This is a genomic window from Bradyrhizobium sp. 159, from assembly GCF_023073795.1.
Taxonomy (GTDB): Bacteria; Pseudomonadota; Alphaproteobacteria; order Rhizobiales; family Xanthobacteraceae; genus Bradyrhizobium.
Genome location: NZ_JADPKE010000096.1, coordinates 59,196 through 74,979 on the forward strand (window position 1 = coordinate 59,196; position 15,784 = coordinate 74,979).

At 64.0% G+C, this 15,784-nt stretch carries 15 protein-coding genes and 2 pseudogenes; 6 read left to right on the forward strand and 11 right to left on the reverse strand.

Annotation, left to right across the window (positions count from 1 at the left end; all coding sequences use genetic code 11):
- Positions 1–37: 37 nt before the first annotated feature.
- The 4 genes and pseudogenes from IVA96_RS30050 to IVA96_RS30065 form a co-directional block, all read right to left on the reverse strand.
- Positions 38–639, reverse strand: a pseudogene (locus tag IVA96_RS30050) (K(+)-transporting ATPase subunit C).
- A 111-nt stretch (positions 640–750) separates the two neighbouring features.
- Positions 751–2,863: pseudogene (gene kdpB, locus IVA96_RS30055) on the reverse strand (potassium-transporting ATPase subunit KdpB).
- Between the two features lie 17 nt (positions 2,864–2,880).
- The gene (gene kdpA / locus IVA96_RS30060; protein ID WP_247420953.1) at positions 2,881–4,584 is read right to left on the reverse strand and encodes a potassium-transporting ATPase subunit KdpA; all 1,704 of its coding nucleotides are present in this window, start codon (positions 4,582–4,584) and stop codon (positions 2,881–2,883) included.
- 111 nt (positions 4,585–4,695) lie between these two features.
- Complete coding sequence (locus IVA96_RS30065) at positions 4,696–4,785, reverse strand: K(+)-transporting ATPase subunit F (protein ID WP_049823729.1); 90 nt, start codon at positions 4,783–4,785, stop codon at positions 4,696–4,698.
- 606 nt (positions 4,786–5,391) lie between these two features.
- Here IVA96_RS30065 and IVA96_RS30070 point away from each other — a divergent pair.
- The 4 genes from IVA96_RS30070 to IVA96_RS30080 all read left to right on the forward strand — a co-directional run bounded on the left by IVA96_RS30070 (position 5,392) and on the right by IVA96_RS30080 (position 8,704).
- Entirely contained in the window at positions 5,392–5,859 is a 468-nt protein-coding gene (locus IVA96_RS30070; protein ID WP_247420954.1) for a hypothetical protein, read from the forward strand.
- A 306-nt stretch (positions 5,860–6,165) separates the two neighbouring features.
- Entirely contained in the window at positions 6,166–6,294 is a 129-nt protein-coding gene (locus tag IVA96_RS35665; protein WP_256465495.1) for a hypothetical protein, read from the forward strand.
- 170 nt (positions 6,295–6,464) lie between these two features.
- Positions 6,465–7,100, forward strand: coding sequence for a uracil phosphoribosyltransferase (gene upp, locus IVA96_RS30075; RefSeq protein ID WP_130216606.1), 636 nt, complete (start codon positions 6,465–6,467; stop codon positions 7,098–7,100).
- 32 nt (positions 7,101–7,132) lie between these two features.
- Complete coding sequence (locus IVA96_RS30080) at positions 7,133–8,704, forward strand: AMP-binding protein (protein ID WP_247420956.1); 1,572 nt, start codon at positions 7,133–7,135, stop codon at positions 8,702–8,704.
- A 32-nt stretch (positions 8,705–8,736) separates the two neighbouring features.
- On the opposite strand, the gene IVA96_RS30085 is transcribed toward IVA96_RS30080, so the two are convergent.
- Entirely contained in the window at positions 8,737–9,903 is a 1,167-nt protein-coding gene (locus IVA96_RS30085) for an acyl-CoA dehydrogenase family protein (protein WP_247278324.1), read from the reverse strand.
- A gap of 228 nt (positions 9,904–10,131) precedes the next feature.
- On the opposite strand from IVA96_RS30085, the gene IVA96_RS30090 reads away from it, so the two are divergent.
- Positions 10,132–10,584: a MaoC family dehydratase gene (locus IVA96_RS30090; RefSeq protein ID WP_126255091.1), complete on the forward strand. Its 453-nt coding sequence runs from the start codon at positions 10,132–10,134 to the stop codon at positions 10,582–10,584.
- A complete protein-coding gene (locus tag IVA96_RS30095; RefSeq protein WP_247420958.1) occupies positions 10,584–11,435 on the forward strand; it encodes a CoA ester lyase in 852 nt (283 codons plus the stop codon). Before IVA96_RS30090 ends, IVA96_RS30095 begins: the two co-directional genes overlap by 1 nt.
- 72 nt (positions 11,436–11,507) lie before the next feature.
- Here the strand turns inward: IVA96_RS30095 and IVA96_RS30100 are convergent, their stop codons facing one another.
- From IVA96_RS30100 to IVA96_RS30125, 6 genes are all read right to left on the reverse strand, one after another.
- On the reverse strand, positions 11,508–11,891 hold the full coding sequence (locus IVA96_RS30100; RefSeq protein WP_247420960.1) for a hypothetical protein: 384 nt from the start codon (positions 11,889–11,891) through the stop codon (positions 11,508–11,510).
- A gap of 150 nt (positions 11,892–12,041) precedes the next feature.
- Positions 12,042–12,833 (reverse strand): fumarylacetoacetate hydrolase family protein, encoded by a 792-nt coding sequence (locus IVA96_RS30105; protein ID WP_247278321.1) that lies wholly within the window; start codon positions 12,831–12,833, stop codon positions 12,042–12,044.
- 125 nt (positions 12,834–12,958) lie between these two features.
- A complete protein-coding gene (locus IVA96_RS30110; protein WP_247420962.1) occupies positions 12,959–14,062 on the reverse strand; it encodes a trypsin-like peptidase domain-containing protein in 1,104 nt (367 codons plus the stop codon).
- A gap of 158 nt (positions 14,063–14,220) precedes the next feature.
- The gene (locus IVA96_RS30115) at positions 14,221–14,556 is read right to left on the reverse strand and encodes a hypothetical protein (protein ID WP_247420964.1); all 336 of its coding nucleotides are present in this window, start codon (positions 14,554–14,556) and stop codon (positions 14,221–14,223) included.
- An 84-nt stretch (positions 14,557–14,640) separates the two neighbouring features.
- Entirely contained in the window at positions 14,641–15,132 is a 492-nt protein-coding gene (locus IVA96_RS30120) for an Hsp20/alpha crystallin family protein (RefSeq protein ID WP_247278318.1), read from the reverse strand.
- A 75-nt stretch (positions 15,133–15,207) separates the two neighbouring features.
- Positions 15,208–15,669, reverse strand: a complete 462-nt coding sequence (locus tag IVA96_RS30125; protein ID WP_247278317.1) for an Hsp20 family protein — start codon at positions 15,667–15,669, stop codon at positions 15,208–15,210.
- Positions 15,670–15,784: the final 115 nt, after the last annotated feature.

Below are 15,784 nucleotides of genomic sequence, written 5' to 3' on the forward strand. Positions count from 1 at the left end.
CAGGCCAATATAATCATCCCGGCGTGCTGAGCCTAGACTACTTCGCGGCGCGGTCGAGCGCGAGATTCAGCGCCAGCACGTTGACGCGGGGCTCGCCGATCAGGCCCAGCAAACGGCCCTCGGTATTGGCAGTCACGAGCTGCCTGACCTGGTCCTCCGGCACATTCCGTGCCTTCGCCACGCGCGGCACCTGGAATTGCGCCGCTTCCGGCGAGATGTCGGGATCAAGACCGCTAGCTGACGTCGTCACCAGATCGCCGGTATCGGCGCGGATGGATTTTCTACCTTCAGCTTGTCCACGTCTTCCTTCAGCCGGTCGGCCAGCGCCTTGCTGGTGGGGCCGAGATTGGAGCCGCCCGAATTGGCAGCGTTGTAGGGCGCCGGCACAGTTTTGGTCGAATCATTGGGATCGGGCGCCAGCGTCGCCGAGGGACGACCGTGGAAATATTTGTCGTGCTTGAACTCCTGCCCGATCAGAGCGGATCCGACCACCCTGCCGTCCCTTTCGATTAGGCTGCCCTGCGCCTGCACCGGAAACAACGTGCCGGCGATGGCAATCATTGCGAGCGGATAGGCAAGGCCCGTGATGGCGGTGAGCACCAGCAAGAGCACGATGGCGGGGCGAATTTCTCTGAGCATGTGTTTCTCCTAATTGTTTCGTCATTGCGAGAAGCGAAGCGACGAAGCAAATCCAGCCTTTCGACCGTGGAAGTATCTCTGGATTGCTTCGCTTCGCTCGCAATGACGGTGTTAAGCCAAATGCAAGGCGGTGACGACGAGGTCGATAGCCTTGATGCCGATGAAGGGAATAACGATGCCGCCGAGGCCGTAGATCAAGAGGTTGCGGCGGAGCAGCGCGCCGGCACCGACAGCGCGGTAGGCAACGCCCTTCAGCGCCAGTGGAATCAACGCCACGATGATGAGGGCATTGAAGATGATCGCCGACAGGATGGCGCTCTGCGGGCTCGACAGGCTCATGACGTTGAGCACGTTGAGTTGGGGGTAAAACGCCAGGAACATCGCCGGGATGATCGCAAAATACTTGGCGACATCGTTGGCGATGGAGAACGTGGTCAGCGCACCGCGCGTCATCAAGAGCTGCTTGCCGATCTCGACCACCTCGATCAGCTTGGTCGGGTTGGAGTCGAGATCGACCATGTTGCCGGCCTCACGGCGGCCTGGGTGCCGGTGTTCATGGCGACACCGACATCGGCCTGCGCGAGCGCCGGCGCATCGTTGGTACCGTCGCCGCACATGGCGACCAGCTTGCCCTTGGCCTGCTCATCGCGAATCAGCCGGAGCTTGTCCTCGGGGGTGGCCTGCGCCAGGAAGTCGTCGACGCCCGCTTCCGCCGCGATCGCGGCCGCCGTCATCGGGTTGTCGCCTGTAATCATGATGGTGCGGATACCCATGCGGCGCAGCTCGGCGAAGCGTTCGCGGATGCCGCCCTTGACGATGTCCTTGAGCTGGATGACACCGAGCAGCTTGCCGTCCCTGGCGACCGCGAGCGGCGTGCCGCCGGCCTTCGAGATATCATCGGCAATAGTCTGGATCTCGCGACCGAGATCCGACAGGGCGGCCGGCTGGGTCGCCCGCGGCACGTTGCCGGAGGCAATCGCCAGCGGCGCGCCGCCGCCAACATAGTTCAGCATGGCGTCGACAGCGCCCTTGCGCACCGACGCGCCACCGGCATCAACGCCGCTCATGCGGGTCTGCGCCGTGAATGGGATGAAGGTCGCGCCAAGCTCGGCCATGTCCCGGCCGCGAATGCCGTATTTCTCCTTCGCCAGCACCACGATGGAACGGCCTTCCGGAGTCTCGTCCGCGAGCGAGGCCAACTGAGCTGCATCCGCCAGCTCCTGCTCGGTCACTCCGCGCACGGGACGGAAGGCGGTCGCCTGCCGGTTGCCGAGCGTGATGGTGCCGGTCTTGTCCAGCAGCAGTGTGTCGACGTCGCCGGCCGCCTCGACCGCGCGGCCGGACATCGCCAGCACGTTAAAGCGTACCAGACGGTCCATGCCGGCGATGCCGATCGCCGACAACAGCGCGCCGATGGTGGTCGGGATCAGCGTCACGAACAGCGCGACCAGCACGATCACCGAGATCGAGCCGCCGGCATAGGCCGCATAGCTGGGGATGGTGACGGTGGCGAACACGAAGATGACAGTGAGACCGGCGAGCAAGATGTTGAGCGCGATCTCGTTCGGGGTCTTCTGCCGCTCGGCGCCCTCGACCAGCTTGATCATGCGATCGATGAAGGTCGAGCCCTGGGCTGCCGTGATACGGACGCGGATCCAGTCCGACAGCACCTGCGTGCCACCCGTGACCGCAGAGCGGTCACCGCCGGATTCGCGGATCACGGGCGCGGACTCGCCGGTGATGGCGGCCTCGTTGACGGAGCGACGCCCTCGATCACCTCGCCGTCGGAAGGGATGGTGTCGCCGGCCTCGACCAGCACGATGTCGCCTACTTGCAGGCTCGTGCCCGGCACGAGCTTGAAATTCTCGCCAGCACCAGTGAGGAGCTTGGCCTGGCTTTCCGTGCGGGTCTTGCGCAGCGATTCGGCCTGCGCCTTGCCGCGGCTTTCGGCCACGGCTTCGGCGAAATTGGCGAACAGCACCGTGAACCAGAGCCAGACGATGATCTGGAAGGTGAAGCCGAGGTTCGCGCCGCCAATGACGAGGTCGCGCAGGAAGACCACAGTCGTGAGCACTGCAACGGCCTCGACAACGAACATGACGGGATTCTTCACCATCAGACGCGGATCGAGCTTGGCGAAGGAGGCGCGGATCGCGGGCATCACGATTCTGGGATCAAGCATTGCCGACATCGGCGCGCGTTTTTGCAGTTTCATCGTATCCATGGAGGTCACTCCAACAATCAGAACAGGTTGCCGGCGTTCATCGCCAGATGTTCGACGATCGGGCCGAGCGCGAGCGCCGGGAAGAAGGTCAGGCCGCCCATAATCAGGATGACGCCGACCACGAGGCCGACGAACAGGCCTCCGGTGGTCGGGAACGTGCCCACGGACGCCGGGATCGATTTCTTCTCCGCAAGCGAGCCCGCGATCGCCATGGCCGGGACGATCATGAAGAAGCGGCCGACGAACATCGCGCTTGCCAGCGTCAGGTTGTAGAACAAGGTGTTGCCGGTGAGCCCGGCGAAGGCCGAGCCGTTGTTGCCGGCCGCCGATGTGAAGGCGTAGAGCACTTCCGTGAAGCCGTGCGGTCCGGCATTCGCCATGGAGGCGACTGCCGTCGGATAGACCACGCCGACGGCGGTCCAGCCGAGGATCATCAGCGGCAGCACCAGGATCGCCAGCATAGCCATCTTGACCTCACGCGCCTCGATTTTCTTGCCGACATATTCCGGGGTGCGGCCAACCATAAGGCCCGCGACGAAGATCGCGAGGATGACGAACAGCAGCATGCCGTACATGCCGGCGCCAACGCCGCCGACGATGATTTCGCCGAGCTCCATGTTGATCAGCGGGATCATGCCGCCGAGCGCGGTAAAACTGTCATGCATCGCGTTGACTGCGCCGCACGAAGCGGCCGTGGTGACGATGGCAAACAGCGAGGATGCGATGATGCCGAACCGGACCTCCTTGCCTTCCATGTTGCCGCCGGTCAGGCCCAGCGCATGGAGCGTCGCGGTGCCGTTTGCTTCCGCCCAACAGGTGATGGCGACGCCAGCCAGGAACAGCACGCCCATCACGGAGAGGATTGCCCAGCCCTGGCGCTGGTTGCCGACCATGCGGCCGAACACGTTGGTGAGTGCGGCGCCGAGTGCAAAGATCGAGAGCGTCTGCACGAAATTCGACAGCGCGGTCGGGTTCTCGAAGGGATGCGCGGCGTTGGCGTTGAAGAAGCCGCCACCGTTGGTGCCAAGCATCTTGATCGCGACCTGGGAAGCGACCGGCCCGACCGCGATGGTCTGCTTGGCGCCTTCGAGCGTTGTCGCCTCGATATACGGCCCAAGCGTCTGCGGCATGCCCTGCCAGACCAGGAACAGCGCATAGAGAACGCAGATCGGCAGCAGCACGTAGAGCGTACACCGGGTGACGTCGATCCAGAAATTGCCGACCGTGCGCATCGAGGCGCGCGAGAAGCCGCGGATCAAGGCCATCGCCAGCGCGATGCCGGTCGCGGCCGACAGGAAGTTCTGGTGCGTCAGGCCGAGCATCTGCACGAGATAGGACAGCGTGCTCTCGCCGCCGTAGTTCTGCCAGTTGGTGTTGGTGATAAAGGAGACCGCGGTGTTGAAGGAGAGATCCTCGGCGACCGCGCCCTGCCCGGCCGGATTGAACGGCAGCACGGCCTGAAGGCGCATCACGCCGTAGATGATGAGGAAGCCGCCGACATGGAACAGCAACATGGCGACCGTGTAGGTCAGCCAATGCTGCTCGCGCTTCTCGTCGACGCCGGAAATCCTGTAAATGCCGGCCTCGATCGGACGCAGTACCGGCGAGAGGAAGGTGCGCTCGCCGTTGAACACGCGCGTCATGTACCCGCCGAGCGGTTTTGCGAGCGCAACGATAATGGCGCAAAACAGAATGATCTGGAGCCAACCGATCATAGTCATGGAATCAACCCTTCAGGCATGGTGCCGGCGTAGCAGAGGCAGAAGCACCGTCAGCAGGCCGGCGACGAGCATGGCGTCCGCCAGCAACAATTCGAGAATCAGCAGCACGGCTCAGAACCGCTCGGGCCGCAGCAGCGCGTAGGTGAGATAGGCCAGGAGGCCGAACGAAACGGCACCGGCGAGGGCATAATCGAAGATCATGATCCGCTCCGTCACAGCCGTTCGCAGGTATAGGTGTAGCCGATCGCGAGCGCGAACAGGCCGAAGGCCAGCGCCAGCATCAGAATGTCCATCATGGAGATACTCCTCGTTGCGCCCTGATGTCAGGCGCAACCGCTTCTCGGGGATCCGACGAGCTCGAAGGAAACGCAGGCGCATTTCCTCGGGGCTCCGGCCGGGACTTTTGACCGCGCTGAAGTGACACCACGGGCATAGGTTTTCGAGATGAGGCCCATGGCGACGTTATAGGAATCTCATAAAAGCCGGCACGTCGTGCCCGCCGGCCGCGAAACCGACATATCATTCCAGGCGATCGTTCCGGACAGGCACGCAGCGAAGCAATCCCATCATCGTTTGCGCTGCCGATCGTTACGTCAGGTGGACTCCGGGGTTTCCAAAAAGCCCTGCTTCTATAAGTCTCCACCTGCGGCGCAGCCGACAGTCGCATCTGTCGCTCCTACCCGGAAGACTCCATGCACTTATGAAATCCATATATCTCTCGCCCGATCCTCATCTCGCTTTCAAATGCCCTCCCGGCCATCTTGGCATGCCGGCCGACTGACCGACGTAAATTCCAGGAGGCTTGATATGACCGCCTCACTCCGACGCCTTGACCTGCCTTCCCTCAGCCAGCGGCTTCGCGCGACACCGGCGATGACACGGCCGCTGATGCTAGACATCATCGAGCACGCCTGCCGGCGCGTTCCCTCGCTCGGGCAAAGCGAACGCACCACACGGATCATGCGCCTGATCGACGTCGAGGCCTGGGCCGATGCGGCGCTGGCGCTGGTGGAGCTCGAGCTGCCGAGGTGGCAGGTCCGCCGCATCGCCTATGACGACGGCGAGTGGCATTGTGCGCTGTCGCGCGAACGCGAGTTGCCGGACTGGCTCGACACCGCGGTCGAGGCGCGCCATGCCGATCTCGCGCTGGCTTTGCTGTCGGCCTTCATCGAGGTTCGGGCTTCGGTCGCGGACGTGCCGCGACCGAGCGTTTCTTCTGTCCGTCCGCTGCGAGAGCCACTCTACCAGCCGATCACCTGCGACAATTTCGGCTAGACGCTCCTAATGGAAGGACACCAGAAATGTCGACGCTCACTCATGGCTTTGAGCGACCCCTTCGGAGCGTAGAACGGTGGCCGCGGATGTCGAATCTGCGCAGAGCCCGGCTCAAACGTATCGTCCGGCATGGGCTCGCCGTCCTCTCGATGGGCAGCGTGCCCACAGCGCTGATCGCGCTGAGGACAGCAATTCTGTGCCTCGCGAGATAACGCATGATCGGACTGAAGATCATCATCCTGGCGGCGATGGCTGCATTGCTGCTCGGCATGCGCATCGGCGCGGCGCCCGCCCCGGACAAGTAGCATGCATCCCTTCAAGGGACACCTGGAGCACGTGATCACCACCACCGTCCTGACCAAAGCGTTGAACCTGATCTGGGGCGCGATCCTGACGCTCGTGATCACGCTTCTGGCACGCAGGCTCGGCGCCTAGCTGCTCACGGGCCATGCGCATGGCGATCGACCGCGAATAGACCACATCTGCCTATGAGGCGAGCAACCGGGCACGCAGCGCAGTACGCGATGCCCAGTTGAGGCGGCATATCCCGCGGAAAAGACTCGGCCGATCTGGCGCAATTTCACGGAACCGTGTAGAGCGGTTTTATGAGCACAAGCAGCGTCAACGTGGTCGCCCACCCCCTGGTCCAGCACAAGCTCTCCTTGATGCGCGAGAAGGACCGCTCGACCAAGAGCTTTCGCGAGATCCTGAACGAGATCGGGATGCTGCTCGGCTACGAGGTGACGCGCGACCTGCCGCTGGAGCTGGTGGACATCGAGACGCCGATCGCCCCGATGCAGGCGCCGAAGATCGCCGGCAAGAAGCTCACGCTGGCGCCGATCCTGCGCGCGGGCGTCGGCTTCCTCGACGGCATGCTGGCGCTGATGCCCTCGGCGCGCATCGCTCATATCGGGCTCTACCGCGACCCCGAGACGTTGCAGGCCGTGGAATATTACTTCAAGGCGCCGCAGGACCTGTCCGATCGCACCGTGATCCTGATGGATCCGATGCTGGCCACCGGCAATTCGGCCTGCGCCGGCGCGTCCCTGCTCAAGGCGCGCGGTGCCCGCGACATCCGCTTCGTCTGCCTCTTGGCCGCGCCCGAGGGCATCGCGCAGTTCCAGAGCGAGCATCCCGACGTGCCGGTCTGGACCGCCGCCATCGACGAGCGGCTCAACGACCACGGCTATATCGTGCCGGGCCTGGGCGATGCCGGCGATCGGATGTTCGGCACCAAGTAGACAGCTTTGCACGATCGGGTTACTCCGATTGCATGCTGATCGACAGATGTTCGCTGCAATCGCTGCTCCCGACCGAGACCGCCAGTCGCGTCCTCGTGTTCGATGGCACGCCGATCTCGCGTGCGGAGCTCTCAGGAAGGATCGAGCAGACCGCCGCCTGGCTGGCCGCGCAGGGCATCGGGAGGGGCGACGTCGTCGCCGTCTGGCTGGTCAACCGGATCGAATGGCTCGCACTGCTGTTCGCCGCCGGCCGCCTGGGCGCGGTCGTCGCCGCCGTCAATACGCGCTATCGCAGTGCGGAGGTCGCGCATCTGCTCCGCGTGTCCGGTGCCAAGCTGATGGTGGTCGAGGCCGCGTTCCGCTCGATCGATTTTGCCGCCATTCTCGCCGGTGTCGCCAAGGACGAGGTGCCCGCGCTGCAACAGCTTGCCGTGGTGGGCAAGACCGCGATCCCCGCGCAATGGCCGAGTGTGCGGTTCGATGCCTTCGACAGGTTTTATCCGCCTGCCCCGCCGGCTCAGGAGGACGTCGATCTGCCCGTCCTGCTGTACACGACATCGGGCACGACCAAGGGCCCGAAGCTCGTCGCCCATTCGCAGCGGACGCTGGCCACGCATGCCGCGTCCGTCGCCAAGGCGCTGCAGCTTGATCCGCAGCGCCATTCGCTGCTGGCGATGCTGCCGTTATGCGGCACTTTTGGCATGACGAGCCTGCTCGGTTTCATCGCGGCGGGCGCGACCATCCATGTACTCGATGCTTTCGAGGCGGCGCCGGCCGTGAGGATCCTCGGCGAGTGCAGGATCACGCATTCGTTCGGCTCGGACGAGATGTTCCGCCGCATCCTCGCGCTCACCGATGCACCACGACCGTTTCCGCATCTCGAAATCTGCGGCTTCGCCGCATTCCAGCCCGGCTGGCGCGAGTTGGCCGCGGAGGCCGAAGTGCGCGGCATGCCGCTGTTCGGCTTGTACGGTTCGAGCGAGGTGCAGGCGTTGTTCTCGATCGGCCGCGGCAGCGATGCCTTGGCCGATCGCATCGAAGGCGGTGGCTGGCCGATGTCGCCGGACGCGAAAATCCGCATCCGCGATGTCGAGACCGGCGAGCTTGCGGCCCAGGGCGTCTCCGGCGAGATCGAGATCAGCGCGCCGTCGTGCTTCCTCGGCTACTTCAACAATCCCGAGGCGACGCGGGAAGCGATCACCGCCGATGGCTTCTTCCGCACCGGCGACATCGGCCGGCTGCGCGGCGATGGTTCGTTCGTTTACGCGACCCGTGCCGGCGATGCGATGCGGCTCGGCGGCTTCCTGGTCGCGCCCGGCGAGATCGAAGACGAGCTCAAATCGTGCGCGGGTGTTGCCGACGCCCAGGTGGTCGCGATCGACCTGAAGGGACAGGCCCGCTGCGTCGCCTTCGTGATTCCAGCTGGAGAGCCACCACGACAGGAAGCGCTGATCGCCCATGTGCGCGAGCGGCTCGCCGGCTACAAGGTGCCGGCGCGGGTCTATGTCGTGGATGCCTTCCCCGTCACCGACAGCGCCAATGGCGTCAAGATTCAGCGCGCCAGGCTTCGTGCCATGGCCATGGAACGGATCGCCGCTGAATAGGAACAGCCTTTTGAGCTTGCGCCCGAGGTCGCTCAGTAAGACTTGGCGAGGCCAAGCACCTTTTCCGCGATGAAGCTGAGCGCGAGCTGCGGACTGACCGGCGCGATGCGCGGAATCAGGATCTCGCGCAAATAGCGCTCGACATGGAATTCCTTGGCATAGCCGAAGCCGCCATGGGTCATCACCGCCTGCTCGCAAGCCGAGAAGCCTGCCTCGCCAGCGAGATACTTTGCCGCATTGGCGGCGGCGCCGCAGGGCATGCGCTTGTCGTATTGCCAGGCCGCCGACATCACCATCAGCCAGGCCGCCTCGAGCTCGACCCAGTTCACCGCCAGCGGATGCTGGATGCCCTGATTCTTGCCGATGGGCCGGTTGAACACCACACGCGTCTTGGCGTATTCGGTCGCACGCGATAGCGCGAGCTTGCCGAGACCGACCGCTTCCGCCGCGATCAGGATACGCTCCGGGTTCATGCCTTCGAGGATGTACTCGAAGCCTTTGCCTTCCTCGCCGATCCGATCCTCCATCGGGATTTCAAAATCCTCGAAGAACAGCTCGTTGGAATCGACGATCTTGCGGCCCATCTTCTCGATCTCGTGGACCTTGATCTTGTTGCGGTCGAAATCGGTGTAGAACAGGCTGAGGCCGTGGGTCGGCGAGCGCACCTGTTCCAGCGGGGTGGTGCGCGCCAGCAGCAGGATCTTGTGCGCGACCTGCGCGGTCGATATCCACACCTTCTGGCCGTTGACGATGTAGCGATCGTTCTTGGCGACCGCGCGGGTCTTGAGCTGGGTGGTGTTGAGACCGGTGTTGGGCTCGGTAACCGCGAAACAGGCTTTCTCGCGACCCTCGACCATCGGCGGCAGCATGCGCTTGCGCTGCTCCTCGGTGCCGAACACGACGACGGGGTTGAGTCCGAACACGTTGATATGCACCGCGGACGCGCCGGACATGCCGGCACCTGATTCCGCGATGGTGCGCATCATGATCGCGGCTTCCGTAATGCCTAGCCCGGAGCCGCCATACTCCTCCGGCACGCAGATGCCGAGCCAGCCGGCATCTGCCAGCGCCTTGTGAAAGTCGTGCGGGAAGCCGCCGTCGTGATCCTTCTTCAGCCAATAGGCATCGGGAAAGCCTTCGCAGATCTTGGCGATGGCGTCGCGAATGGCTTCCTGCTGATCGGTGAGCGCGAAATCCATGTTCTTGATCTCCGTGCTAGGAGCCGCGGCGACTCACGTGCCCGATCTTTGAGCCCACCCAAACGGCGATGGAAGATTGCCGCGCCGGACCTTCCCTCGCTTGCGTTCTTTAGCTCGAAAAACTCAGTACAGATACGTGAATTTGCCTGCCAAGTGCGTGTACCATGCATAGGGTCATGCGGCGCGACGGTGCGAGCGCGTCGTTATTTCGCAAGGAGGGAAACCGCGATGGCCGGACTTTATTTCGAGGACTTCTCCGTAGGCCAGGAGTTCAGGCATCCGCTGACCCGGACCGTCACGGAGATGGACAACACCATGTTCAGCCTGCTGACGCTCAATCCGCAGCCGCTGCACATCGATGCGCATTTCGCCGAGAAGACCGAGTTCGGCCAGCGCATTTTCAACAGTCTTTACACCCTCGGTATCATGATCGGCATGACGGTCTATGATACGACCCTCGGGACCACTGTTGCCAATCTCGGCATGACCGACGTCACTTTTCCAAAGCCGGTCTTCCACGGCGACACGTTGCGGGCGACGACGAAGGTGCTTTCGTTGCGGGAATCGAAATCGCGCCCGAGGGCAGGCATCGTCGAGTTCGAGCACCACGCCCTCAACCAGAACGACGAGATCGTCGGCAAATGCCGGCGCATGGCGATGATGCACAAGAGGCCGGTCTGATGCGTTCGATGCTGTTCGTGCCGGGTGATTCCCCGCGCAAATTCGAGAAAGCGAGCGAAGGCAAGGCCGACGCGCTGATCATAGACCTCGAGGATTCCGTCGTCGCCGAGAAGAAGGAGCAGGCGCGCGGGTTGACGCTGGCGATGCTGAAGGGCTCTCGCGGCCCGCACCAGCTCTATGTCCGTGTCAACGCGCTCGACACCGGCATGACGCTCGTCGATCTCGCCACGGTGATGCCGGGCAAGCCCGACGGCATCGTGCTGCCGAAATCGCAAGGCGGCGACGATGTGCGGCAGGTGGCGACCTGGCTCGAAGCGTTCGAGGCGGCGGCCGGCATCGCGGTCGGCGCGACGCGCATCGTCTGCGTCGCGACGGAGACCGCCGGCTCCATCTTCGGGCTTGGCAGCTACAAAGGCTGCTCCCCTCGCCTCGCTGGACTGATGTGGGGTGCCGAAGATCTCTCGGCTTCGCTCGGCGCCACCGAGAAAGCCTCGGGCGGCGTGTTCCACAGCCCCTATCGGCTCGCGCGCGATCTCTGCCTGATGGCGGCGGCCGCGGCCGAGGTTGCGCCGATCGACACCGTCTATACCGACATTGACAATCTCGCCGGCCTCGACGCCGAGACGCGCGCGGCACGGCGCGACGGTTTTGCAGCCAAGGCGCTGATCCATCCCAAGCATGTCGATGTCGTCAACGCGGCCTTCGAGCCGACGGAGGCCGAACGCACATGGGCGGAGAAGGTAATCGCGGCATTCGCGAGCAATCCGAATGCCGGCACGCTGCGGCTCGACGGCCAGATGATCGACAAGCCGCATCTTCGCGCCGCGAAGAAGATCCTGGGCCAACCCTAGATCGCCGTCACTTCGGCTGACCGCGCGGGCGACCTTCAACCTGCCGAAGGTGTGTCGGTTGAAGCCGCGCCGTCAGTCGAACCCCTGAACGGGCGGAGCCGAGGTCTGCGCCGGCACGGCAGGCGCGGCTTGAACCGGCGGGGTCGGGTTGCCGGCAGCGCTCGTCTGGCCATTGGCAGCCATCGCCTCGCGCGTGCGCGGTGGGACGCGGGTCGCGGCAGCGCGACGTGGCGGCTGCCGGTGTCTTGCCGACTGCGAACCACTCAGGCCCCAGGACCGGGCGATCGTAGGTCCGGCGGTGTAACCAACCAACGCTCCGGCGACGGCTCCGACCGGGCCAAGTACGACCGCACCGGATAAGGCGCCGAGCGCTGCATCGCCCGCGCGCTCCTGCGCAACTGCGCTCGCCGGCACACAAGCCAGCATTGCAATAGCGGTGATCACAGCTTTGTTCATCGGAGCGCCTCCCTCGCGGCAGATCACTCCTGCTCAAATATGGCCGTACCAAGTTCGCTTGCCGGCCAACCAAGGGCAATCGATGGAACTCGGCGTTCGCAGCTCTTGCGCCGTCAACCGGGGCTCCACGCGGGCCACTCAGCGCAACTGCTAGACGATCCTGATCGACACGTCCGGCAGGCCCTCGAGCTTGCACAACAGCACGTCGCCCTTCACCACCGGGCCGACATTCTCCGGCGTGCCGGAATAGATGATGTCGCCCGCCTTCAGCTCGAACGCTTCCGACAGCTTTGCGATCTGCTCGGCGACGCTCCAGATCATCTTGCTGAGATCGGAGTTCTGCCGGACGGCGCCGTTGACTGCCAGCGAAATCGCACCCTTCTCGAAATGGCCGGTCTTGCTTGCCGGGTGAATCGGACCGAGCACGGCCGCATGATCAAAGCTCTTGCCGATCTCCCAGGGCTTCTTCTCCGCGGCCATGCCGTTCTGAAGATCGCGCCGGGTCATGTCGAGCCCGAGCGCATAGCCATAGACATGGTCGAGCGCCTTCTCGACCGGAATGTTGGTGCCGCCGGATTTCAGCGCCGCAACCAGCTCGACCTCGTGATGATAGTTCTTGGTCAGCGACGGATAGGGATGATCGGCGACCTCGCCGATCGCGACGTTCTGAATCGCGTCGGTCGGCTTCTGGAAGAAGAACGGCGGCTCGCGGTTCGGATCCGAGCCGCGCTCGATCGCGTGCGCCGCGTAATTGCGCCCGATGCAGTAGATGCGACGCACTTGAAACACCTGGGTCTCACCGACGATCGGGATCGTCACCATCGGCACCGGAAAGATCGGCTTGGGTCCGGCCTGCGCGGCGGCCGGTGCGACCCCGGTCATCGAAACGGCGGTAGCCGCCGCAGCGGTTGCGAGCAAATCACGTCGCGTGGGTGAGGTCATCTCGGATGCTCCCTTTGCCTTTGCTTGGGCAGCGTCATGCGCGCCGATCCGGCTGATAGTCGATATTTGGTGTGCCAGCAACATGGATCGGCGCGGCTTGCTGGATACCGCGCGGTGCGAACCCGCTAACGGACGAAACGGTTGCCAGCGGCGGCACTGCTTGGTTCGGGCGCGGGAGCGACTCTCACGACCGCCGTTAGCGGGGCGCCATTGCGCAGCAGGACGAGTTTGACTTCCTCGCCGATGCGCGCAAGGCCGATCGTGTTGCGGAGCTGGGCGGCGGTGCGGATCGGGCGGTCGTCGGCCCTGGTGATGATATCGCCCTTGCGCAGGCCTGCCTGTTGCGCCGGCGAATCCGCCGCAATGTCCGCGATGACGGCGCCTTCGTTGAATCCCTTGTTGACTGATGGATGCAAGTCCTTCAGCGAAATGCCGATCCGGCCGCGCTCGACGCGGCCCTTGGCGACGATCTGCTCCATCACCTTCCGCGCCATGTTGACGGGAATTGCAAATCCGATGCCGACATTGCCGCCGGCAGGCGAGATGATGGCCGAGTTGATGCCCACCAGTTCTCCGCGCAAGCTGACCAGCGCCCCGCCGGAATTGCCGGGATTGATCGCAGCATCGGTCTGGATGAAGTCCTCATAACCCTGCTTGCCGAGTCCGGTCCGGCCCAGCGCGCTGACGAGGCCGGACGTCACGGTCTGGCCGAGGCCGAATGGGTTGCCGATCGCAAGCACGAAATCGCCGACTTCGAGCGCGTCGCTGTCGCCGAAGGAAAGCGCCTTGAGCCCGGCCGGGCTCTGGATCTGGAGCACCGCAACGTCCGTCGGCGGATCGCGGCCGATGACCTTCGCCGAGAACTGCCGGCCGTCCTTGGTGGTGATCTGAACGGCGGAGGTGCCTTCGACCACGTGATTGTTGGTGAGTACGTAGCCGCGCTGGGCATCGACGATGACCCCAGAGCCGGTCGCGTTGACCTCCTTCTCGATCTGCCGGGGGACGTCGAAGAACTCGCGGAAGAGCGGGTCGCGATAGAGCGGATTGTCCTCGCGCACGCGGCCATGCACGGAGATGTTGACCACGGCCGGCGTCACCTGACGCACCAGCGGCGCCAGGGTCGGCACAGAGCCGCCCGTCTTCAGGTCCGGAATTTGGCCAGCGGCGGGCTGCGATGCCGTGAGCGTCAGCAACAGCAACGCCAGCGAAAGCAAACGCACAGCATTCATCTTCGTCACCTGCCGCCTAGCCCAGGATTTGAATGAAAGAACTTTGTGGCCTCAGTCACGCGGCGCGGCGATGAGACCGTGCATGGCCAGATAAGGAACGGCGAAGGCCGCCGACGCCTGACCGATCAGCACGAGCGTCAGAACAGTGTGCGTGAGCATCATGCGGCTTGCCTCTCGGCGGCGGCCCAGGGCCGCCGCAACCGCATCGGGACGCCGCCCCCGCGGGGCGGGTCGTCATTGTCATTGTCGCCGTCGAGCCGGCGCAACGCCGTCAGAATATCGGCGAGCCGTACGGTGTGGCTCATGCCTGGTATCTCGCGCAGCGCGGGACAGGATTCGACCGCGTACATGTCCGAGGCCCAGGATGACAGGATGATCCGCTTCTCCGGCGTGGAGAGCTCCTCTGCATTCAGGACGTCGGCAGGCGAGTCGTAATGGGCAGCGGGATGAAACAGCGGGCTGAGAGTGCCGGCATTGGTGTTCACGTTGGTCATCGGTCCTCCCCTCATGCTCCTTTCCAAGGGACGGGTTTGTTGACGGTGGACGGCGGCGCCGACCGCCGCCGTCCGCGATTGATGCTAATGAGTGTTGATCGCGATGCGCTTGACGCCTTCGCGTGCTTTTTCCGACTTCGGCAGCGACACGGTCAGGACGCCATTCTTGAACGACGCCTCGGCCTTGTCCTCCTCGACGCCCTCCAGCGGGATCTGCCGCTCGAAAGCACCATAATAGCGCTCGGTAAAGTACCTGCCTTCGCCGTTGCGCTCGGCTTTTTTCTCGCCGCGGAGCGTCAGGACGCCATTGGCGATCTCGACCTGGACGTCCTTCTCCTCCAGTCCGGGAAGTTCGGCCGAAACGGTCAGCGTCTTGTCGGTCTCGCTGAGCTCGACCTTTGGCCAGCCGAAACGGCCCTCCATCAGCGGCGACAGGCTGGTCCCGCCGAAGCCGCGGAAGACATCGTCGAACAGACGGTTCATCTCGCGATGAAGCGTCAGGAACGGATCGAAGTTATCGCGCGCAGGCGCGAGCTCCTGGTTCCTCGACCAGGGAATGAGATCACGAAAAGCCATGGTTCTCTCCTCCATGCATTGGGGAGCGCGGCGCGCATCCTAGCGCCGCGTTCCGCCATTCGCCCGATCGAATGCTTAGGCTGCTTTCTTCTGCTCGATCTGCGATGCCGCAGGTGTGCCGCCGTTGATCGCGATCCGGCGCGGCTTCATGGCTTCCGGAACCTCGCGGACGAGGTCGATGATCAGGAGCCCGTCCTGGAAGGAGGCCTGCTTCACCTGGACATAATCGGCGAGGTTGAACACGCGCCGGAAAGGACGCGCGGCGATGCCCTGATAGAGGTACTCGCGCGGGGCGCCCTCGGGCTTTCTGCCTTCGATCGTGAGCGCGTTCTGTTCGGCCGTCACCGTGATGTCGTTGGCGCCGAAGCCCGCCACGGCAAGGCTGATCCGGTAATGATCTTCGCCGGAACGCTCGATGTTGTAGGGAGGATAATTGTCCTCGGTCGCCTGGCGCAGCGTGCTGTCGACGAGGTCAGCCAGGTGGTCGAAGCCGATGGTGGAGCGCCACAGGGGCGCGAAGTCGAAACTGGTCCTCATAACCAAGTCCTCCAAAGAGCAAGATGGATACGAAGGAGCGCACGGCGGGGATTTCAGACGGGTCCGAAAAGACCAGCCCGGCGCCCGTGCCGGACCCGATTCTGGCATCCGGCAC